Consider the following 20,293-nt stretch of genomic DNA (forward strand, 5'->3'; position numbering starts at 1 on the left):
GGTCACACCGGCTCGGCGACCGCCGACGGCGCGGTGGCGAACCGGGCCCCCGGACGCGGCAGGCCGTAGTGCTCGCGCAGCGTGCGGCCCTCGTAGTCGGTGCGGAACAGCCCGCGCTCGCGCAGGATCGGGAGCACCTTCGCCACGAAGACCTCCAAGCCGGACGGCAGCACCGCGGGCATCACGTTGAACCCGTCGGCCGCACCGTGCTCGAACCAGTGCCCGATCGTGTCGGCGACCTGGACCGGTGTGCCGGTGAACGTCCGGTGCCCGCGGCCGCCGCCGAGCCGGCCGATGAGTTGACGCACCGTCAGCTGCTCCCGGCGGGCCAGCTCCACGATCAGGGTGTAGCGGCTCTTCGACCCCTCGACCTCGTCCTCGGAGGGGAGGTCGTCGGGCAACTGCGCGTCGAAGGCCAACCCCTCCGGCTCCACCTTCAGCAGCGCGGCCAGCTGCTCGCGCGCGTACTCGGGCCGGATCAGCCGGTCCAGTTCGGCCTCCAGCTCGCGTGCTTCGGCCTCGGTGTCGCCGATGACCGGGACGATGCCGGGCAGGATCTTGACGTGCTCGGGGTCGCGGCCGAAGGCCACCGCACGGCGTTTGACGTCGGCGTAGAAGGCCTGCCCCTCCGCCAGCGTCGGCTGGGCGGTGAACACCGCCTCCGCCCACCGGGCGGCGAACTCCCTGCCGTCCTCCGAGGAGCCGGCCTGCACGAGCAGGGGGTGCCCCTGCGGCGAGCGGCGCACGTTCAGCGCCCCCTCGACGCGGAAGAACCGGCCCTGATGCCCAGCGGGACGCACGCGGTCCGGCAGCGCGTGCACGCCGGTGTCCTTGTCCCCCACCAGCGCGTCGTCGGCCCAGCTGTCCCAAAGCTTGGCCGAGACGTCGAGGAACTCCGCGGCCCGCTCGTAGCGGGTCCGGTGCAGCGGCTGCCCGTCCAGGCCGAAGTTGCGTGCCGCCGCGTCGCCCGCGGTGGTGACGATGTTCCAGCCTGCGCGCCCACCCGACAGGTGGTCCAGTGAGGCGAACCGGCGGGCCAGGTTGTACGGCTCGTTGTAGCTGGTCGAGGCCGTGGCGATCAGCCCGATGCGCGTCGTGCCCGCAGCGAGTGCGGCGAGGAGGACGGTGGGCTCCAGCCTCGCAGAGGGCCGACGGGAGGGGTCGCCCCAGAGCACGGGGCTGTCGGCCAGGAACACCGAGTCGAACTTCGCGTCCTCCGCGATGCGGGCCAGTCTCTGGTGGAAGCCGAGGTCCAGGTCGGCATGGGGATCGGACTCGGGGAGTCGCCAGGACGCCTCATGGTGTCCGGTGTCGTGGATGAACAGGTTGAGGTGCAGTTGCCGTTGCTGTTGCGGTCGGGTGCTCATGAGCGGTCCTTCGTAGGGTCGGTGCGGAGTGAACGGAACGTCCCGGTGTGGAAGACCAGGGGCTCGACGTCCGGTTCGGCGTACAGGTCGTGGACGCGGAGGACGAGGATGTCGTGGTCCCCGGCGCGGATCTCCTGCTCGACCGAACAGTCGAACCAGGCACTCGCGCCGTCCAGCAGCACGGCGCCGTCCGGGGTCGCCCGCCAGGCGACGCCGGTGAACCGCTCGTCGCTCGGACCGGCCAGCTGGCGGCAGAGCAGAGCGTGCTCCGCGCCCAGCACACTGACCCCAAGGCGCTCGGCGCGGCGCAGCAGCGGCCAGGTCGACGAGGTCTGCCCCGCGCACACCGAGACGAGCGGCGGCGCGAGGGACACGGACGTGAAGGAGCTGGCCGCCAGCCCGACCGGTCGCCCCTCGACCAGGGCGGCGACTGCCGTGACGCCGGAGGGAAAGGCACCGTAGACCGCGCGCAGTGCTGCCGCGTCGTGCAGTGCTGACGTGTCGTGCACGAGTGTGGTCATGCGGGGACCTCCAGCGGGGTCGTGGCGGGAGCGGGCTGCTTCAGCAGCGGCAGGAGCTGGTCGCCGACCCTGGCGATCTCCTGCTTGTAGGGCGTGTCGGACAGCACGAAGTGGGTCACACCCAACGCGCGGTACCGCTCCAGGGCGTCGGCGACCTCCCGTGCGGAGCCGACCAGCCAGGTCGTCCCGGCGCCGCCGCCTCCGTAGCGGCCCGGCTCCGTGTAGAGGCAGCTGTCCAGGACCTCCCCGCGTGCCGTCAGGTCGAGCAGGCGGCGCTGGCCGACCGCCGTCCGGCGTTGGAACGCCTCGGGGTCCTTCGGTCCCTGCTGTGCCATCCGGGCGACCTTGTCCTCCGCGTCGCGCCAGGCCTCCTCGCTGGTGTCCCGGACGAGGGTCGTCACGCGCAGTCCGAACTCCAGTGGCCGGTGCCGTCTTTCGACCGTCCCGCTGAGGGTGCGGAGCCGGTCGATCCGCTCGGCGACGCCGTCCAGCGGTTCGCCCCAGAACAGTTGGACGTCCGCCTCCTGCGCGGCCACCCGCTCCGCGGCGGCGCTCGCTCCACCGAAGTACAGGCGCGGATGCCGTCCCTCGTCCGCGCCCCACGGACGCGGACGGACGGAGGAGTCGGTCACCCGGTAGTGCTCGCCGTGGAAGGTCACCTGCTCCTCGCTCCACAGCCGGCGCACCAACTGGAGGAACTCCCGCGTGCGCTCGTAACGGCGGGACTGGTCGAACTCGCCGTCGCCGTAGGACGCGGCGTTGTCCAGGCCGCTGACGATGTTGACCAGGACCCGGCCCCGGCTGAGCTGGTCGAGCGTGGCCGCGGCCGATGCGAAGTTCGCCGGGTGCCAGTACCCGGGCCGGACCGCGACGAGCGGCTTGAAGGTCGTCGTGCGCGCCGCGAGCGACGCCGCGACGGTGAAGGTGTCGGGCCGTCCCCAGCCGGTGCCCAGCAGCGCCCCGGCCCAGCCGTGGTCCTCCACGGCCCGCGCGAGTTCGGTCGAGTGGTCGAGCGTGCCCCAGCCGTCGCGCGTGTCGTCACCGCGGTGGCCGGGTTCCACCGTGTTGGGTATGTACCAGAGATACTCGCCCATCTCAGCCCTCCCCTCGGTCTTCGGACTCGGCTTCGCCGTCCGGGCCGACGCCGAGCGCGGCGAGCAGCCGCTCGCGGTACTCCCCCAACCGCGGGTCGCGGTAGGAACGCGGGTGGGGCAGATCGACCGTCAGGTCGAGGGAGGTGCGGCCCTGGTCGAGGACGAGGACTCGGTCGGCCAACACGGCGGCCTCGTCGACGTCGTGGGTGACCAGGAGCACGGACGGGTGGTGGCGTTGCCACAGTTCGCGCAGCAGCGCGTGCATCCGGATCCGGGTGAGGGCGTCGAGCGCGCCGAACGGCTCGTCGGCGAGCAGCAGTTCGGGATCCCTGACCAGCGCGCGGGCGAGTGCGGCACGCTGCTGCTCGCCGCCGGAGAGTTGACCGGGCCAGGCGTTCTCGCGCCCGGCCAGCCCCACCTCGGCGAGCGCCTCCCGGCCGCGCAGGGCCGCGTCACGACCGTCGGCGTCCCGCCTGTCCAGGCCGAGCAGGACGTTGTCCAACACCCGGCGCCAGGGCAGCAGTCGGGAGTCCTGGAAGACCACCGAGGCCCGCTCCGGAGTGTCGATGCCGCCGCTGCCCACCGTGTCGTGGTCGAGCCCGGCGACTGCGCGCAGCAGGGTGGTCTTGCCGGAGCCGGAGCGGCCGAGCAGGGCGACGAACTGGCCGGACGGGATCTCCAGGTCGATGCCGTCGAGCACGGTGCGCTCACCGAAGGACCTGGTCAGGCCGGTGAGTCGGACGGCGGGGGTCAGGGTCGGCAGATCAGTTGCCGTGGGGGTCAGCTGCTCAGCGATCGGCGCCATGCCAGGACCCTCCTCTCCAGGAGACGGACTGCCGCATCCGAGGCGAAGCCGAAGACGCCGTAGATGAGCAGTCCGAGGACGATGACGTCGGTCTGGCCGTAGTTCTGTGCCTGGAACATCAGGTAGCCGAGGCCGTTGGTGGCGTTGATCTGCTCCAGGACGACCAGGGAGAGCCAGGAGCCGGTGACTCCGAGGCGCAGTCCGACGAAGAATCCGGGCAGCGCACCGGGGATGACGACCTGCCGGACGAACTGCCACCGGCTCAGCCGCAGCACCTCGGCGAGTTCGACATAGCGGGCGTCGATGCCGGACAGGGCGGCATGCAGGTTGAGGTAGACCGGGATGTAGACGACGATCGCGATGATGACGATCTTGAATGTCTCGCCGATGCCCAGCCAGAGGATGAACAGCGGGATCAGGCCCAGGGTCGGGACGGCACGGTTGACCTGCACGGTGCCGTCGATCAGCGCCTCGCCGATCCGGCTCAGCCCGGCGGCGAGCGCGAGCACCACGCCGGCCACCAGCCCGATCGTGAAGCCCTGGACCGCGCGCCAGAGGGAGGTGCCCAGATCGGTGCGCAGCGTCCCTGCGGTCCACAGATGCGCGCCGGTGTGCAGCACGGTCCAGGGTGCGGGCAGGATCCTCGGGTCCAGCAGTCCGGCGGCGCTGGCCCCGGACCAGACGGCCAGCAGGAGCAGCGGGCCGACGAGCCGGGCGTAGGGTCGGCGTCGGCCGGGCGCGAGTCGCCGCACCCGGGGACGTGCGGACCTCGCACTCGGCGCACTCGGCTCGCTCGGCGCACTCGGCGCGAGTACCGGTACGACGGCCGGCGCGGACGCGGTGACGAGCCGTTCGGGCACGGCCACCGTTGCGGTCGATGCGTTCTCTGCCATCGTCAACTCCGGTATTCGACGGGGACGGCGGCGGCCGCGAGGTGCTCGAACCGGCGGTCGAAGAGCACCTCGGCCTTGAAGGAGTTCACATAGCCGCCCTGGGCCAGGAGGTCGACGGTCTCCTGCTCCCAGGCAATGGCCTCGTCCCAACTCGGGGGCAGCAGCGGCTTGTTGCTCAGCGCGGTGACCTGCTGGGCCTGGGCGGCGCTGATGTTCTGGGTCTTGACGTAGTACTCGTCCTCCCAGACGGACGGGTTCTCGTAGACCCAGACCAGGCCCTTGGCCCAGAGGGGAATGAAGGCCGCGACGGCGGCGGCCTTGTCCGAGTCGGCGAGCACCTCGGCCGGAGCCCACAGCAGGTTGAGCAGGTCCACGACGTCGGTGGTGACGGTGTGCGCACCGTCCGAGGCGTAGCGGTTGAGATAGGCGGGCGCCTGGGAGATGGCCAGCGGTGCGATGTCCACCTGTCCGGCCTCCAGGGCGGTCAGGAACTGATCGCTCGTCAGCGGCACCAGCTGCACGTCGGAGTCCTTCAGCCCGGCCTCGCGCAGCGCCCGCAACAACACCACACCCTGCGCCTGTCCCTGCGAGAAGGCCAGCTTCCTTCCCGCGAACTCGGCCACCGACCGGATGTCGCTGTGCGGCTTGGTGGCGAACAGGTACGACGGCTTGCGGGTCAGGTCGATCGCCACGATCCGGGTGTCGAAACCCTGGTAGTGGGCCTGGATCGGCGGGATGCCGGCGTTGTTGGCCAGGTCGAGGGAGTTGGCGCGGAACGCGTTGATCACGTCCGGTCCCGCGCTGATGTTCGGCCAGGACGGGACGGTGAAGGGGATCTGCTTGATCAGGCCCGAGAGTTGGAGCTGGAGCTGCTCGGCCCCGAGGGCGGAGGCGATGGTCAGGCTGCCCCCCGACGGCACCCGGGTGGGCAGCGGCGCGGTGGACGACAGGGCCGGGCCGCTGGCTGCGGCGGCGGTGCAGGCACTGAGGCCGAGCGCGGCACCGGCGCCCAGGAGGGTCTGCAGGAACAGTCTTCGGTTCGGGGCGGAGAGGCCCTGTGGAGCAGACACGGATGTGTGGTCCTTCCGGTCGGGTCGTGGCGGGAGCGGCGGCGGGTGGCTGTCCGCCGCCGCTGCAGTGCGGGTGCGGGTGTGGCTGCCGGTGCGTCAGGAGGCGACCGTGACACGGTGGTTGGCGGTGAAGGGCCGACCGGCGACGAGTTCGGACTCGCGGCCGTCCGGTCCGACCGGCGTCTCGCCGATCAGGGTGACCCGGTGCAGGCGGCGTTCCACGTCCAGGTGCTCCAGGTCGCGCGGGGCGAGGTGGGCGGTGGCGCGGTTGTCCCAGAAGGCGACATGGCCGGGCTCCCAGCGGAACCGGACCGTGTACTCGGGCCGGGTGATCTCGGCGTAGAGCAGGTCGAGGATGCGCTTGCTCTCACTCGGCGTCACGTCGACGATGTGGCTGGTGAAGCCGGGGTTGACGAAGAGCGCGCGCTCCCCCGTCTCCGGGTGCACCCGGACCACGGGATGAACGGCCACCAGCAGGTTGTCGTTGATCCTGCGGGCGTACTCGCTGTCGCCGTCGACGGTTCGGCTGCCGCCGTAGCGATGCTCGGCGCGCAGGGTGTCTACAAAGGCCCGGACGGGTGCGGACAGCCCCTCGTACGCGGCGACGAGGTTGGTCCAGTGCGTGTCACCGCCGAACTCGGGGACGGTCTCGGCGCGCAGGACGGATCCGGCGGGCGGGTTCACCGCCGGGGTGACGTCGGTGTGCCAGCCGTCGACGTAGCTGTACCGGCGCTTGCGGTACTCGTCACGGAAGTTCTTTCCGTAGCGCTCCTCGAACCGGCGCGGATCGACCGTGAAGATCTCGGGGTGCTCCTCGGGCGGGGTGTCGTCGTGCGGGTGGGCGTAGGTGAGCTCGCCGAACTGACGGGCGAAGGCGATCTGGGTGGCGTGGTCGAGTTGCTGCCCCCGGAAGAAGACGACCTTGTGGCGGTGGAGGGCCCGCTTGATGGTGTCGACAGCCTCGGCGGACAGTGGCTGGGCGAGGTCCACGCCGTCGATGTCGGCGCCGATGTGACCGGCGACGGGACGGACGGAAGGCGTGCTCATGGTGGCGGTTTCCTTTCGGTGATGACGGATCTGTTCCGTCGGGGCACGACGGCATCGCCCTGCGGGCACGTGCCTGCGGATGCGGACGTGCCTGTGGACGTGCCTGTGTGTGCGAGGAGAAGAATCCGACCCGGCGACTACTGCGCCGGGAACGGCAGTGGCAATGGCAACGGCAGCGGCAACGGAATGCGCGCTGCGCTCAGAAGCCGGTCAGCAGGCGTGACAGCGCAGGCCCGCGAAGTGGTGCGCACGGAAGGCGTTCACGGGGTGCCGCTGCGCGGCTGCCCGGACCGTGGCCCTCTGCTGTGCGTCCATGGCAGCAGTCTGCTGCCCCGATGACCGTGCGGACAACGTTTTCTGGCGGCGCGGAAGAAACCCCACCCGGTCACGCCTCACCGCGTACCCCCGACCGTGCGCAGTCCCAACGGGTCCTGGTAGACCGCCGCGAGCACCGGCGCAGCCGCCGCCACCGCGAGCGTGTCCACGCCGAAGGAGCCGACCCGCACCTGACCGGCGGAAGCGCCCAGATCCCGGCTCAACTCGGCTAGCAGTTCCGGAAGATGGAGGGTCACGCTCTCGGTCAGCACCACGGTGTCCGGGCTGATCAGGTCGAGCATCGGCCGGACCGCACGGGCTACCGCCCGGAGCCGGGACCGGCACAGCTCCAGGGCACGGGCGTCGCCCGCACGCGCGGCACGCAGCAGCAACGGCAGGTCAGGACGCGGGACGATGCCCTCGGCGGCGGCGCGCTCCGCGACGGCGCGGTCAGCGACGGTCACCTGAAGGCAGCCGGTACGACCGCACGGGCATGCTTCCGTCGACCCGGGGACGGGGAGGTGCGCGATGCCGCCTGCACCGTACCGACGGCCGCGCATCAGGATCCCGCCGGTGGCGATCGCCGCGTCGACGGCGTTGCCCACGAACAGGTGCACGAGAACGCCGTTTCCGCCCGCACCGAACAGCAGCTCCGCCCGGGCCAGCGCCCGGGCGTGCCCCTCGACATGGACCGGCAACCGGACCATCCGCTGCAGCGCGCGCCGCAGCGGGACGTCACGCCAGCCGAGTGCGGCGTTCTCCACGAGGAGCCCCGCGCCCGGATCCACCCAGCCGCCGGTGACCACGCCGAGCCCGAGCACCGAGCCGCCCCGGGCGTGCCGCCGCACGAAGCCCGGCAGCAGTCCGGCCGCCTGCCGCAGGACCGCACCGGGGTGCGGCTCCCTCGGCACACGCTCGGACGCGACCACGCGCCCGCGCAGGTCGGTCAGCGAGAACGTCAGCTGCGGCACGGCGATGTGCACGCCCGCAGCGAAGTGGTGCGAGGTGTCGATGTCGAGGGGGATCCGTGGGCGTCCCGGCCGGGACGGCTGCGCGGGCTCGGGTGGTTGCCGGACCAGCCCCATCGCGAGCAGGTCCGCCGCATGCCGCGACACGGCCGCAGCGCTCAGCCCGGTCTCCCCCGCGATCGCGGTGCGGGCCAACGGGCCCTGGTCCAGGACGGCCCGCAGCACGGCAGCCGCTCCGTCCGGCCGCTCGGCGGCGGGCGGCTGCGGGTCCGGCGTCGCGATGAGCGCTGGCAGCACAGGTGATCCTCTGTCCGGGGTCGGCCACGGCACGGCGTGGTAGCCCGGTACTGCGGGCTACCTGATGCGGGGACACTCCGACGACGTCATGCCCGGAATGCTCGCAAGTGCCGTGGCCCCGGTCAATGGACCACCGTTACGGCCGCGTGGCAGTTGCGCGAACGGCCCGATCCGCTCCGCTGCGTCTTGTTCGTTCGTTTCATTCGTTCGAGTGGCGGTATGCCGAACCCGAGTGCGATCACTGCGTGGCCTCCCCACGCTGGACGGCATGAGCGAGCCACACGCCGAGGACACCGAGGACATCAGCGACGCCGACGGCGCCGGGGACATCAGGGACACCGGGCACGCCACGCACGTGGTCGTGCACCCCGTCGAAACCGACCCACAGACCGGTCCGTTCCGCCGGGTCGACATCCTCACCGCCCATGTCGGCAAGGCCTACGGGCTCACGGACGTGCTGGAGTTCCTACGCCGCGCGGGCCTCGACGAGCACGCCGTCGACGCGCCCGGCCTGATCGACTGGCAGGGCGGCGACGCCGGGGTGTGGGAGTGACCGGCTACGAGCTGCGCGCGCAGCACGAGCCGGCCGATCCGGTCGGCCGGGACACCACACGCTGGCACGTCGTGCGCCAGGGCGCGTTCGTGGCGATGTGCGGCTACCGCATCGATCCGGTCGCCGACACCCGGCCGATCGGGGACGTCGAGGAGATCGCCCCGGAGTGCCGCTGCCCGGAGTGCTGGGAGTGGTGGGGCGCCGTCGAGCAGGTGTGGGCCGAGGGCAGCCCCCGCGAACCGGAGCCGTGACCCGCACCGGCGCCCACGCCCACGCCCACGCCCCTCAGCACTGCACCAGCGCTGCGCTGACGCGGCACTAGCGCTGCTTGAGGGCGATCCACCGCCCGGGCAGCGCCAGTGCCATCAGCATCAGTGGCCAGACCGGCTGGGAGTGGCATCGGAACTCAACCGTGGACGCGTTCGCGGCGCTGAACGTCCGGACGGGACTGCGGCGCTTGCCGGTCGAGGTCAGCTGGAGGGTGTGCGAGCCGGGCGCCACCTGCGTCTCGAAGGCCTCGTCCGGTGCGATGTGCCCGACCTCCTGGCCATCGAGCAGGATCGCCCAGCTGCCGTGGCGGTCCTGGACCGCCATCGTCGCCCCCGGCATCGCGCGCTCCAGCTGCAGTGTCGTCGCCATGTCCTTCTCCCTGCTGCCGATCCTCTGCTGAACAAAGTGATATCACTTACTTGCCCGATTGGTAAGGCCCCCGCCAGGGAGTGAGCCGGCGAGTCTCAGCAGGCGTCGCGAGACCCGGGGCTCACCCTTCGAGGTAGGCGAGGACCGCGCGCATCCCGTCGAGGACGGCCGCGCGGGACTCGTCCGTCTGGTCGGCATGTTCGAAGGCGTGGTGGCCGTTCGGCACGTCGACGATGTCGACCGCGACTCCGGCGTCCTTCGCCGCCGTGAGGAAGTCCGCGACGGTGGCGGCGATGTCGGGGCCCTCAAGACCGGCGCGGGTCAGGACGAGGGGCAGGCGGGTCGCGCCGTGGAGGGCGTCCGCCGGGCGGAAGTGGGGGTCGACCGCGAGCCAGGTCGGCAGCGGGGCGAGGAGCGGGTAGCTGGCGGCCAGGCAGCGGAGCCAACTCGGCGGTGCGGCGAGCCAGTCGGTGGTGAGCAGGCCGCCACCGGAGAAGAACCAGAGGGCGACGCGGTCGGCGTCGACGCGCGGGTCGCTGCGGACCGTCTCCACCGCCTCGGCGACGTCCGCCGCAGCGGTCGGGAAGTCGGTCAGGGCGTGCAGGCGGTGGGCGACGACCGCGCCGACCACGCCCAGGCTCACTGCAAGTCGGGCGTAGCAGAGGTAGAGCGGCGCGTCGCGGATACCCGGCTCCATGTCGCGGGGCAGCGGGCCGCCGTGGACGAACACGATCGCCGGACGCGGCCCGCTCGCCGCACCCCCGTCCGGCAGGTGCAGGTCCACCCGACCGATGCGCTCGCGAGGGCACTCCGGAACGTCCAACAGGAAGCCCTGCGGGCGCCCGGCCGCGCCCTCGGGCGCGTCCTTCGGCGGATCCAGCCGTCGTCCCTCCCCTGCGGCGGCGCTGAGCAACGCCCCGGCCAGCGCCTGCGGTTCGGAGAGCATCGGCCAGTGGCCGGTCGCCAGCTCGAAGAAGCCGATCCGTGGGTCGGCGAGCCACCGGAACTGCGGCGGTCCGTAGGAGACGAGGTTCTGCACCGCGGCGATCGTGGTGCCGCCCGCCGTACAGAGGATGCCGCTGGTCGGCACCGCGTCGATGCTGCCGGTCAGCCGCAGCGGCTGGGTCAGCGTGCGGCCGGGCTGCGGCGCGGCGAGCGCGGAGAGGCGGTCGAGGTGCTGCGCGGAGAGTCCGGCGGTGCTGCCCCAGCGCTGCCACTCCTCCCCCTCGGGCGGCGGGACCAGCGCGTCGGGCTGCCCGCTCAGCAGCGCGTGGACGCCCGGGTCGGGCACGAGCGCGAGCGGCGCATCGCCGTCCTGCGGCAGGCCCGCGTCCAGGTACACGATCCGGGCCACCCGCTCCGACCGCCGCGCCGCCGCGCCGAGCACGGGGTGGATGCCGTAGTCGTGGCCAACCAGGACCACGGGCGACGCGTCAGGCGCGTCTCCGGCATCGCCTGCGTCAGCCGCATCGCCTGGGTCAGCCGCATCGAGGGAGTCGATCAGCCGGACAACCTCCTCGATGTGCGCTTCCAGGTCGGCCCCCGCCCCCTCCGCGCCCTCCGCTCCGGCCAGCGCAGCGGGAAGCACCTGCGCACCGGCCGCGCGCAGCCCGGCGGCCACCTCGTCCCACACGGCTGCGCCGGTGAACGGGCCGGAGGCCAGGATGAATGCCGTCATGGTGAGACCTCCACGTCTCTTGTCCCCCGCGGTACACCCTCCGGGTGCGGCCGCGCCGTACCAGTACCGTAGGAACTCCCCCTGATGGAGGTTCAAGTCGTGTCCCGACCCGAGCTGCTGACCATCGGCGAACTCGCCGAGCGCGCCGGGGTGACCGTGAAGACCCTGCGCTTCTGGTCCGACCGGGGGTTGCTGCCCGAGGCGGACCGGAGCAGCGGCGGGCACCGCCGTTACGCGCCGGAGGCCGTCGAGCGGCTGCAGCTGATCCGTTCGCTGCGCGGACTGCGCATGCCGCTGCCGGAGATCGGCCGGGTACTGGACGGCGAGCGCGGCGACGCGCCGGACGGGGCCGGACTGGACGGGGCCGCGCTGGCGGATGTCGTCGAACGGCAGCTGGACGAGCTCGGCGTCCAACTGACCGCGCTGCGCTGGCGCGAGGCAGGGCTGCGGCTGCTGCACGAGTCCGCGCCGGAGCAGCGGCCCGAGCGGCTGCGCCTGATCGGCGCGCTCGCCTCGCCGCCGGACACGGACGCGGTGGTCCGGTACTGGCGACGGCTCCTGCCGTACCCGCTCCCGGCCCGGCTGGTGGCCTCGATCACCGACATGGCCGTGCCGCAGCTCCCCGAAGCGCCCACTCCGGCGCAGGTGCTGACCTTCGCCCGACTTCACGCGCTGACCGGTTCCGCCTCCGACGCGTGCCTGGCCGCGCACCGGCCGGTCGTGCCCCGCGCCGACGTGCTCTACGACGGCCTGTTCGAGGCCTACACCCTGGCCCTCGCCCCGCTCCTCGCGCAGCGCCCGCCCCATCCAGGCGCGGCGCTCGACTGCTTCGTGGACGCGCACGCCCGCGCACAGGACGCACGCGACACCCCGGCGTTCCGCCGCACGCTCGGCCGGGCGCTCGCCTTGGGCGCGGAGCCGGTGATGGACCGGTACTGGCAACTGGCGGGCGAGCTGTCGACGGCGCCCACGCTGGGAGCCGCCCACGCCTGGCTGCAGTCCGCGCTCGACGTGGAGCTCGCGGACGCGTAGTCCCGCTGACGCAGCCGCGCCTTCACCATGGGCTACGCGACGGTCGTCGTCACGGCGACACCTTCGGGGGGAAGTTCGGAGAGGAGTTGGGAGAGGAGTTCGGGGACGCACCAGGGGACGCGCTGACGGATGCGGTCGTCGAACCCGCGCCGGACGGTGGGATGTCCTTCGTCAGGTGGGCGAAGACGACGACGTTGGCGTTGTAGCCGCCGGCACTGCTGTAGGAGCCGCCACAGGTGATCAGTCGGAGCTCCGGGCGAAGGGTGTTGTCGTAGACGGAGCTCGGGAAGGCGCTCTTCGCGTAGACGTTGATCCCGTCGATCGTGAACTCCGCGGTGTGCCTGTCCGCCCGCAGGACGTCGATGACCTCGCCCTTGTGCAGCACGCTCAGGCCGTAGAAGACGGCGGGGCCGGTCTTGCTGTCGACGTGGCCGACGATGACCGCCGTGCCGATGCTGCCCGGGGTGACGCCCTGGCTGTCCCAGCCCGCCAGGTTGCGGTTGTCGTCCGGCGGGACGGCGAGGCTCTGGCCGGTGGGGTCGGTGGTCAGCGGCATCAGCGGCGCGTCCACGGCGATCTCCGGGATGCGGATCCGCGTCGGAACCGAGTCGGCCATGTCGGGGAAGCCCAGCGCCGCGTCCTCGGCGGCGGCGCCGGATGCGGAGCCGGACGGGAGCGCGTCTGCCGCCGAGGGCGGCGGAGGCGGCGATGAGCCGGGGGCGGCAGCGGCGAGCATGACGCCGCCGAGCACGGCGGACGCGGCAACCAGCGTCCAGCCGATCCGTTGGCTGCGAGAAGAGTTACCGCTGCGCGGCTGAGCCATGGTGGTCTCCGGACTTCAACAAGCAGGTCGAGCGAGTCGACCATGTCGAGCAATCAAGCGGTCAGGCGATCGACCTGTCGAACGATCAAACAGTCAGTCGGTCAGGCGATCAGTCGATCGGGCGATGCCTGTGTCACGCAGTTCTGCCGCCACGCGCACGTCAGACGTCGATGTCCGATGTCCGTGCGCGCGGCGGCAAGCAACTGCACCTTCGCTACTTCACTACTTCACTACTTGCGGGACCTGCTACCTCAGCGACCGAGGTTGCGACGGCGCACCAGCGCCGTGCCACCCACGCCGGCCGCGGCGACGGCAGCGGCGCCGCCCGCGAGGGCACCGTTGGCGGTGCCGCTCTGGGTGCCGCCGAGACCGGCCTGGACATGACCGCGGTGGTCGCGGTGGCCCAGGCAGCAGGCGTCCTGGACACGGTCCCAGGCGCGGGCGACCTCCCGCTTGGCCTTGGCGATGGCCCAGTCCTTGTCGGACTTCAGGGCCTTCTTCAGGTCGTCCTTCGCCTTGTCGAGCTCCTTGGCGGCCTTGACGCAGGCAGCGGCGGGGTGGTGGTGGCCGGCCGGCGCCGTGGTGGTGGCGGCGAAGGCAGAGGAGACGGGCAGCGCGACCAGACCGGCCGTCAGACCGGCCGCGGCGAGAACGCGAACAGAACGCATTTTTGATGGACCTCCGAGACGGTGCGGCCACGGTGCACTGTGCACCGCGCAGACGGGCCGGAAGACCCGCGCCGCATAATCAGACAATCTGATGGTTCGTCGAATGTCGCGCTGAGCGATCGGTCCGTCACCGTGATGGAGGATCAAGGTCCCGCTTTCGGACGCAGCGGCGCCCGGAGCAGACCCACCGTCAGGCGCTGTGACCAGGGAAATCGCAGACCGCCTCAGAAAAGTCTGAACGAAGGCTGATTGTCTGCTGAAAGAGTGTCGGATCGGGCTCCGGGCCGTCCGACGTCACGCAGCGCAGCCGAAACGAGGCCGCGCAGGCCGCCCGATCCGCGTGCGCTCACGCCCCATCATTACTGTTCGGTAACGAGTCTGGTCCAAGCGTTCGCTTTGATTCACCGTCCTGCCACTTTGTTACCCGCCAGTTGACATCCGAGCGTTGGATCGTCTTCGGCGTCGGTCTGAATCTCTCGTTCCGGAGGCCTCTCGTGGCGCCCGTCACCCGTCGTACGTTCCTCGGTTCCGCAGCCGCGCTCGGCGCGGTGCTGGGACTGGACGCCCTGCCCGGCACCACGTCTCGCGCGTCCGCCGCGACCACGGGCACGATCACCGACGTCAAGCACGTCGTCGTGCTGATGCAGGAAAACCGCAGCTTCGACCACTACTTCGGCACGCTCCAGGGCGTGCGCGGCTTCGACGACCGCTCGGCCATCCAGATCTCCGGTGGCAACAGCGTCTTCAACCAGCCCAACGGCAGTGGACGGCAGTACCCGTGGCAGCTCAGCGACACCTCCACCTGGTGGTGGGGTGTGAGCAAGGAGCAACTCGCCCAGTGCGACGGCTCGTTGGACCACTCCTGGTCGACGCAGCACACCGCCTGGAACAACGGCAAGATGGACTCCTGGATCTCGGCCAAGGGCTCCGACCGGACCATGGGCTTCATGACCAGGTCCGACATCCCGTTCCACTACGCGCTGGCCGACGCCTACACCGTCTGCGACGCGTACCACTGCTCGATCCTGTCGGCGACCGGTCCCAACCGGACCTACCTGTGGTCCGGCATGATCGACCCGTCCGCCACCGCGGGCGGCCCGGCGTACGACGGCGGTTCCGAGTCCGGGCTCTCGTGGCAGACCTACGCCGAGGCACTGCAGAACGCGGGCGTCAGCTGGAAGGTCTACCAGAACGCCGGTGACAACTTCGGCGACAACGCCCTGGCTTACTTCAAGCAGTTCACCAGCGCGCCCAGTTCGAGCCCGCTGGCGACGCAGGGCATGGGATCGGTACCGAGTACCGGGTCGACGCCGGACGACATCGCCGCCGCCATCAAGGCCGACGCCCAGGCCGGGACGCTCCCGCAGGTGAGCTGGGTGGTCGCGAACCAGCTCTTCTCCGAGCACCCTGACGGTCCGCCGGAGAACGGTGCGCACTTCGTCAACCTGGTCATCCAAGCGCTCGCCGCGGACCCGGACACCTTCGACTCGACCGTCCTGTTCCTCAACTACGACGAGAACGACGGCTTCTTCGACCACGTCCCGCCGCCCGCCGCCCCGTCGGGGACCTCCGGCGAGTTCTACTCCGGCACCAACATCGGCCTCGGCTTCCGCGTGCCCATGCTGATCGTCTCGCCGTGGACCCGCGGCGGCTGGGTCGACTCCCAGGTCTACGACCACACCAGCGTCATCCAGTTCCTGGAGACCTGGACCGCAGCCCTGGGCACCCCGGCCGCGTGCGCAAACATCTCAGCCTGGCGCCGCCAGGTCTGCGGCGACCTCACCGGCGCCTTCGACTTCGCCAACCCCGTCTACGGCCTGCCGTCCCTGCCGGACACCAGCGCCACGATCAGCCAGGCGACGGCTAACCTGCAGATCAACCCGGCTCCCGGCACCAACTCCATGCCGACGCAGGAGTCCGGCACCCGCTCCGCCCGCGCGCTGCCCTACCAGCCCAACGCGTGGATCGACAGCGTCACGTACGGCGCCAACGGCCAGGTCCAGGTCTGGATCACCATGGCCAACCAGGGCGCGCAGGCCGCCGCCTACGCCCACTACTCCGTCTACGCCAACAACTTCCGCAGCGGCGGGCCGTGGCAGTACACCGTCGCGCCCTACGCCAACGGCACCGACGGCAGCACCCGGGACTTCTACAACGTCGGCACCAACTACGGTAACGGCGACTACGACCTCAGCTGCGTCGGCCCCAACCGCTTCCTGCGCCACTTCACCGGCAACGGCAACGGCGCGGCCAAGGGCTGCGAGGCGACGACCCACTACGCCCCGGCGCCGGACAGCGGCAAGGACGCGGTCTGGTTCACCATGACCAACACCGGCACTGCCACCGTCACCTACACCATCACCTCGAACCACTACCGCAGCGGCACCTGGACCTACCAGGTCGCACCGGGCGCGACGGTCTCGGACTTCTTCAACGCCGTGTCCATCGCCGACGGCTGGTACGACTTCACGGTCACCGTCGATGCCGACTCCAGCTGGAGCCGCCGGGCCATGGGCCACATCGAGACCGGCTCGGCCAGCGTCACCGGCTGAGCCGGAGCGCCCCGTACATCACTCGCACGCGCGGAACCGTGCGCGCGAAACTCGCGGAATCCGCCGGGTCCGACGGGCCCGGCGGGCTACGCTGCGATCATGGGCACGCCTTCTCCGGCCCCGCCGCCGGCGCAACCCGCAGACGACGCCGCACCCGCACTGCGGTTCGGAACCGGCCCCGGCCGGTGGGTGCTGGCGGCCACCGTGATGGGCTCCGCGCTGGCGTCCATCGACGCGACCGTGGTCGGCATCGCCCTGCCCGCGATCGGTCGGGACTTCGGCGTCGGACTGGCCGGACTCCAGTGGGTGGTCACCGCTTACACCCTCACCCTGGCAGGCCTGTTGCTGGTCGCCGGTTCGCTCGGCGACCGGTACGGGCGCAAGCGGTTCTTCGTGATCGGCGTGGTCTGGTTCGCCTGCGCGTCACTGCTCTGCGGGCTGGCGCCGAACGTGTCGGTGCTCATCGCCTCGCGCGCGTTGCAGGGCGTCGGCGCAGCGCTGTTGACGCCGGGCAGCCTGGCGATCCTGGAAGCGTCGTTCGTCCCCGAGGACCGGGGCCGGGCCATCGGCGCGTGGTCCGGGCTGAGCGGGGTGGCCACCGCCATCGGCCCGTTCCTGGGCGGCTGGCTGGTGCAGGCGGTGTCCTGGCGGCTGATCTTCGTGATCAACCTGCCGTTGGCCGTCGGGGTGGTGGCAGTGGCGCTGCGTCATGTCCCCGAGTCGCGCGATCCGGCCACGCGCGGAACGCGGATCGACCTGACCGGCGGGGCGCTGATCACGCTCGGCCTGGTCGGCGTCACCTACGGGCTGATCGAGGGACCGTCCAGCGGCTTCCAGAGCGCGGGCGTGCTCACCTCGCTGTTCGGCGGGGTGGCACTGCTGGCGGCCTTCGTCTGGTGGGAGGGGCACACGCCCGCCCCGATGCTGCCGCTCTCGCTCTTCTCCTCACGGCAGTTCACCGCGACCAACGTGGTCACCTTCGTGATGTACGGGGCGCTGGGCGGCGTGCTGTTCCTGCTGCCGATCCAACTGCAGCAGGTCTCCGGCTACTCCGCGCTGGAGGCCGGGGTCTCGCTGCTGCCGCTGACGCTGATCATGCTGGCGCTCTCCGCGCGCTCCGGCGCGCTGTCCGGACGGATCGGGCCGCGGCTGCAGATGAGCGTGGGCCCGTGCCTGGTCGGCGTGGGCATCGCGCTGATGGTCCGGGTCACCGGCTCCGGCACGTACTGGACCGAGGTGCTGCCCGCCGTGCTGGTCCTCGGCTTCGGGCTGGCAACGGTGGTCGCGCCGCTGACGTCGACCGCGCTCTCCTCCGCCCCCGCGCAGCACGCGGGCATGGCGTCGGCGGTCAACAACGACGTGGCACGTGCCGCCTCGCTGGTCGCGGTCGCGGTGCTGCCGGCCGTCGCCGGGATCACCGGCGACGCCTATCTGCACCCGGCCACGTTCTCGGCCGGGTTCCACAAGGCCTCGCTGGTCTCGGCCTCGCTCTGCCTGCTGAGCGGCGTGCTGGCCGCCGCGCTGATCCGCAATCCGGCCCGCGTCGCCGAGGCGGAGCAGCCCATCCCGCAGCACAGCTGCGGTCTGGACGCGCCGCCTCGGGAGCGGTCCTGACGACGGGTCAGCCGGTGACGCTGGCCGAGCCGGTCTCGATGTGGCCGGTGACGCGGCGGCTCCAGCTGGAGTCGCCGCTGACGGTGACCGTGAAGTCGTACCAGCCGTCCTGGTTGGCGACCGCGTTGAAGTAGTCCGACGTGGTCTGTCCGGCGGCGACCTGGTAGGTCCACGGGCCGTCACTGCGGTAGTTGTTCGACGTGACCGTGAAGGTGACGGTGCTGGTCCCGGTGTTGGTCATGTGGACGTAGAGCGCCTCCTTCCCGGTGTCCGGCGCGGTGGCGTAGGTCGTGGTGGCCTCGCAGCTCTTGCCCGCGGCGGTGGTGTTGCCGGTGAAGTGGCGCAGGAAGCGGTTGGGGCCGACGCAGGTGAGGTCGTATTTGCCGCTACCGTAGTTGGTGCCGACGTTGAAGTAATCGATCGTCGTGCCGTCGGTGCCGTTGGCGTAGGGCGCGACGGTGTACTGCCACGGCCCGCCGCTGCGGTAGGCATTGGCGTAGATCGAGTAGTGGGCGTGACTGGTGGCCTGCGCGCCCTGGTTGGCCATCCGGATCCAGACCAGCGTCTTGCCGCCCGAGTCGAACTCGATGTGGTCGACCCACGCGTTGGGCTGGTAGGGCAGCGCGCGGGCGGAGCGGGTGCCGGACTCCTGCGCCGGCAGCGCGTTGGTGGTCGGGGCCGGATTGGGCAGCGGGTCGCAGTTGGCCTGACCGAAGACCGCACTGGTGCTGGGCAGCGACGGCGCGCCGTAGACGGGGTTGGCGAAGTCGAAGGCGCCGGTGAGGTCGCCGCAGACCTGGCGGCGCCAGGCTGAGATGTTTGCGCACGCGGCCGGGGTGCCCAGGGCTGCGGTCCAGGTCTCCAGGAACTGGATGACGCTGGTGTGGTCGTAGACCTGGGAGTCGACCCAGCCGCCGCGGGTCCACGGCGAGACGATCAGCATGGGCACGCGGAAGCCGAGGCCGATGTTGGTGCCGGAGTAGAACTCGCCGGAGGTCCCCGACGGGGCGGCGGGCGGCGGGACGTGGTCGAAGAAGCCGTCGTTCTCGTCGTAGTTGAGGAACAGGACGGTCGAGTCGAAGGTGGTCTCGTCGGCGGCCAGCGCCTGGATCACCAGGTTGAGGAAGTGGGCACCGTCGTTGGGCGGGCAGTCGGGGTGCTCGGAGAACGCCTGGTTGGCGACCACCCAGGAGACCTGCGGGAGCGTCCCGGCCTGGGCGTCGGCCTTGATGGCGCCGGCGATGTCGTCCGGGGTCGAACCGGTGACCGCCGGGACCGAGGCCATGCCCTTGGTGTAGAGGTCGCTGCCGGTCGAGGCGTTGGCGAACTGCTTGAAGTAGGCAAGGCCGTTGTCGCCGTAGTTGTCGTTGGCGTTCTGGTAGACCTTCCAGCTGACGCCCGCGTTCTGCAGTGCCTCGGTGTAGGTCTGCCAGGACAGACCGGACTCGGAACCGCCGTCGTACGCCGGGCCGCCCGCGGTGGCGGACGGGTCGATCATGCCGGACCACAGGTAGGTCCGGTTGGGACCGGTCGCCGACAGGATCGAGCAGTGGTACGCGTCGCAGACGGTGTAGGCGTCGGCCAGCGCGTAGTGGAACGGGATGTCCGCGCGGGACAGGTAGCCCAGCGTGCGGTCCGTGCCCTTGGCCGAGACCCACGAGTCCATCTTGCCGTTGTTCCAGGCGGTGTGCTGCGTCGACCACGAGTGGTCCAACGAACCGTCGCACTGCGCCAGTTGCTCGGAGGTCTGGCCGTCGGCCGGAGCGGTGGTGCTCATCCGCCACGGGTACTGCCGTCCACTGCCGTTGGGCTGGTTGAAGACGCTGTTGCCACCGGACAGCTGGATGGTGGCCTTGTCGCCGAAGCCGCGCACACCCTGGAGCGTGCCGAAGTAGTGGTCGAAGCTGCGGTTCTCCTGCATCAGCACGACGACGTGCTTGACGTCGGTGATCGTGCCCGTGGTCGCCGCCGCCGCGCGCGGCGCGACACCCGGCAGGGCATCCAGTCCCAGCACCGCGCCGAGCGCGGCTGCGGAACCGAGGAAGGTTCTACGAGTAACGGGCGCCACGTGATTCCTCCGGAGGGAGAGGGGGTCGACGTGGGGACTATGGAGCGCGCGAGTGACCTGAGCCCCCGTCCAAAGTGACAGGGGCATGAAGCGCAGCCTACGTCTGGCCCAGACTCGTTGCCGATCCGTTATCTATGTGTACGCAGCAGCAGGCAAACTGATCATCCGTCAGATGCTGGTTCGAGCACAGCGCCCCCTCGCACGACCCCTGATGAAAATGCCTTCCAAGGAAGGTACTCTTGTCGGGTAACCGGACCGCACCGCCCGCACCCCGCCGACCTCCCGAGGA

The 20,293-nt window shown here is 71.2% G+C and carries 18 protein-coding genes; 5 read left to right on the forward strand and 13 right to left on the reverse strand.

Annotated features, from left to right (window positions below; translation table 11 throughout):
• Positions 1–2: 2 nt before the first annotated feature.
• The 8 genes from ABH928_RS30420 to ABH928_RS30455 all read right to left on the reverse strand — a co-directional run bounded on the left by ABH928_RS30420 (position 3) and on the right by ABH928_RS30455 (position 8,377).
• A complete protein-coding gene (locus ABH928_RS30420; RefSeq protein WP_370071862.1) occupies positions 3–1,367 on the reverse strand; it encodes an LLM class flavin-dependent oxidoreductase in 1,365 nt (454 codons plus the stop codon).
• On the reverse strand, positions 1,364–1,888 hold the full coding sequence (locus ABH928_RS30425) for a flavin reductase family protein (protein ID WP_370071863.1): 525 nt from the start codon (positions 1,886–1,888) through the stop codon (positions 1,364–1,366). Before ABH928_RS30425 ends, ABH928_RS30420 begins: the two co-directional genes overlap by 4 nt.
• Positions 1,885–2,982, reverse strand: a complete 1,098-nt coding sequence (locus tag ABH928_RS30430) for an LLM class flavin-dependent oxidoreductase (RefSeq protein ID WP_370071864.1) — start codon at positions 2,980–2,982, stop codon at positions 1,885–1,887. The genes ABH928_RS30425 and ABH928_RS30430 overlap by 4 nt, the downstream gene beginning before the upstream one ends.
• 1 nt (position 2,983) lies before the next feature.
• Positions 2,984–3,787 (reverse strand): ABC transporter ATP-binding protein, encoded by an 804-nt coding sequence (locus tag ABH928_RS30435; protein ID WP_370071865.1) that lies wholly within the window; start codon positions 3,785–3,787, stop codon positions 2,984–2,986.
• Entirely contained in the window at positions 3,763–4,680 is a 918-nt protein-coding gene (locus tag ABH928_RS30440; RefSeq protein WP_370071866.1) for an ABC transporter permease, read from the reverse strand. The genes ABH928_RS30435 and ABH928_RS30440 overlap by 25 nt, the downstream gene beginning before the upstream one ends.
• 2 nt (positions 4,681–4,682) lie before the next feature.
• Positions 4,683–5,750, reverse strand: a complete 1,068-nt coding sequence (locus ABH928_RS30445) for an ABC transporter substrate-binding protein (protein ID WP_370071867.1) — start codon at positions 5,748–5,750, stop codon at positions 4,683–4,685.
• A 96-nt stretch (positions 5,751–5,846) separates the two neighbouring features.
• Positions 5,847–6,797, reverse strand: a complete 951-nt coding sequence (locus tag ABH928_RS30450) for a TauD/TfdA dioxygenase family protein (RefSeq protein ID WP_370071868.1) — start codon at positions 6,795–6,797, stop codon at positions 5,847–5,849.
• 392 nt (positions 6,798–7,189) lie between these two features.
• Positions 7,190–8,377, reverse strand: coding sequence for an ROK family protein (locus tag ABH928_RS30455; protein ID WP_370071869.1), 1,188 nt, complete (start codon positions 8,375–8,377; stop codon positions 7,190–7,192).
• Positions 8,378–8,645: 268 nt separating this feature from the next.
• Between ABH928_RS30455 and ABH928_RS30460 the strand changes: the two genes are divergently transcribed.
• Positions 8,646–8,930: a hypothetical protein gene (locus tag ABH928_RS30460; RefSeq protein WP_370071870.1), complete on the forward strand. Its 285-nt coding sequence runs from the start codon at positions 8,646–8,648 to the stop codon at positions 8,928–8,930.
• Positions 8,927–9,181, forward strand: a complete 255-nt coding sequence (locus tag ABH928_RS30465) for a hypothetical protein (RefSeq protein WP_370071871.1) — start codon at positions 8,927–8,929, stop codon at positions 9,179–9,181. Before ABH928_RS30460 ends, ABH928_RS30465 begins: the two co-directional genes overlap by 4 nt.
• 67 nt (positions 9,182–9,248) lie before the next feature.
• Here the strand turns inward: ABH928_RS30465 and ABH928_RS30470 are convergent, their stop codons facing one another.
• Together ABH928_RS30470 and ABH928_RS30475 are read right to left on the reverse strand one after the other, a co-directional pair.
• Positions 9,249–9,569: a hypothetical protein gene (locus ABH928_RS30470; protein WP_370071872.1), complete on the reverse strand. Its 321-nt coding sequence runs from the start codon at positions 9,567–9,569 to the stop codon at positions 9,249–9,251.
• A 121-nt stretch (positions 9,570–9,690) separates the two neighbouring features.
• Positions 9,691–11,247: an alpha/beta hydrolase gene (locus ABH928_RS30475; RefSeq protein ID WP_370071873.1), complete on the reverse strand. Its 1,557-nt coding sequence runs from the start codon at positions 11,245–11,247 to the stop codon at positions 9,691–9,693.
• A 99-nt stretch (positions 11,248–11,346) separates the two neighbouring features.
• Here ABH928_RS30475 and ABH928_RS30480 point away from each other — a divergent pair, with 99 nt between their 5' ends.
• Positions 11,347–12,279, forward strand: a complete 933-nt coding sequence (locus tag ABH928_RS30480) for a MerR family transcriptional regulator (protein ID WP_370071874.1) — start codon at positions 11,347–11,349, stop codon at positions 12,277–12,279.
• Between the two features lie 49 nt (positions 12,280–12,328).
• Here the strand turns inward: ABH928_RS30480 and ABH928_RS30485 are convergent, their stop codons facing one another.
• Positions 12,329–13,102, reverse strand: coding sequence for a class F sortase (locus tag ABH928_RS30485; RefSeq protein WP_370071875.1), 774 nt, complete (start codon positions 13,100–13,102; stop codon positions 12,329–12,331).
• 251 nt (positions 13,103–13,353) lie between these two features.
• Entirely contained in the window at positions 13,354–13,770 is a 417-nt protein-coding gene (locus ABH928_RS30490) for a hypothetical protein (protein ID WP_370071876.1), read from the reverse strand.
• Positions 13,771–14,264: 494 nt separating this feature from the next.
• On the opposite strand from ABH928_RS30490, the gene ABH928_RS30495 reads away from it, so the two are divergent.
• Positions 14,265–16,322: a phosphocholine-specific phospholipase C gene (locus ABH928_RS30495; RefSeq protein WP_370071877.1), complete on the forward strand. Its 2,058-nt coding sequence runs from the start codon at positions 14,265–14,267 to the stop codon at positions 16,320–16,322.
• 99 nt (positions 16,323–16,421) lie between these two features.
• Positions 16,422–17,936 carry a DHA2 family efflux MFS transporter permease subunit gene (locus ABH928_RS30500; RefSeq protein ID WP_370071878.1) on the forward strand — a complete coding sequence of 505 codons (1,515 nt, stop codon included), beginning with the start codon at positions 16,422–16,424 and terminating at the stop codon, positions 17,934–17,936.
• Positions 17,937–17,943: 7 nt separating this feature from the next.
• Here ABH928_RS30500 and ABH928_RS30505 read toward each other — a convergent pair whose 3' ends face one another.
• The gene (locus ABH928_RS30505) at positions 17,944–20,004 is read right to left on the reverse strand and encodes a phosphocholine-specific phospholipase C (RefSeq protein ID WP_370071879.1); all 2,061 of its coding nucleotides are present in this window, start codon (positions 20,002–20,004) and stop codon (positions 17,944–17,946) included.
• Positions 20,005–20,293: the final 289 nt, after the last annotated feature.

The organism is Streptacidiphilus sp. MAP5-3 (assembly GCF_041262505.1).
Lineage (GTDB): Bacteria > Actinomycetota > Actinomycetes > Streptomycetales > Streptomycetaceae > Streptacidiphilus.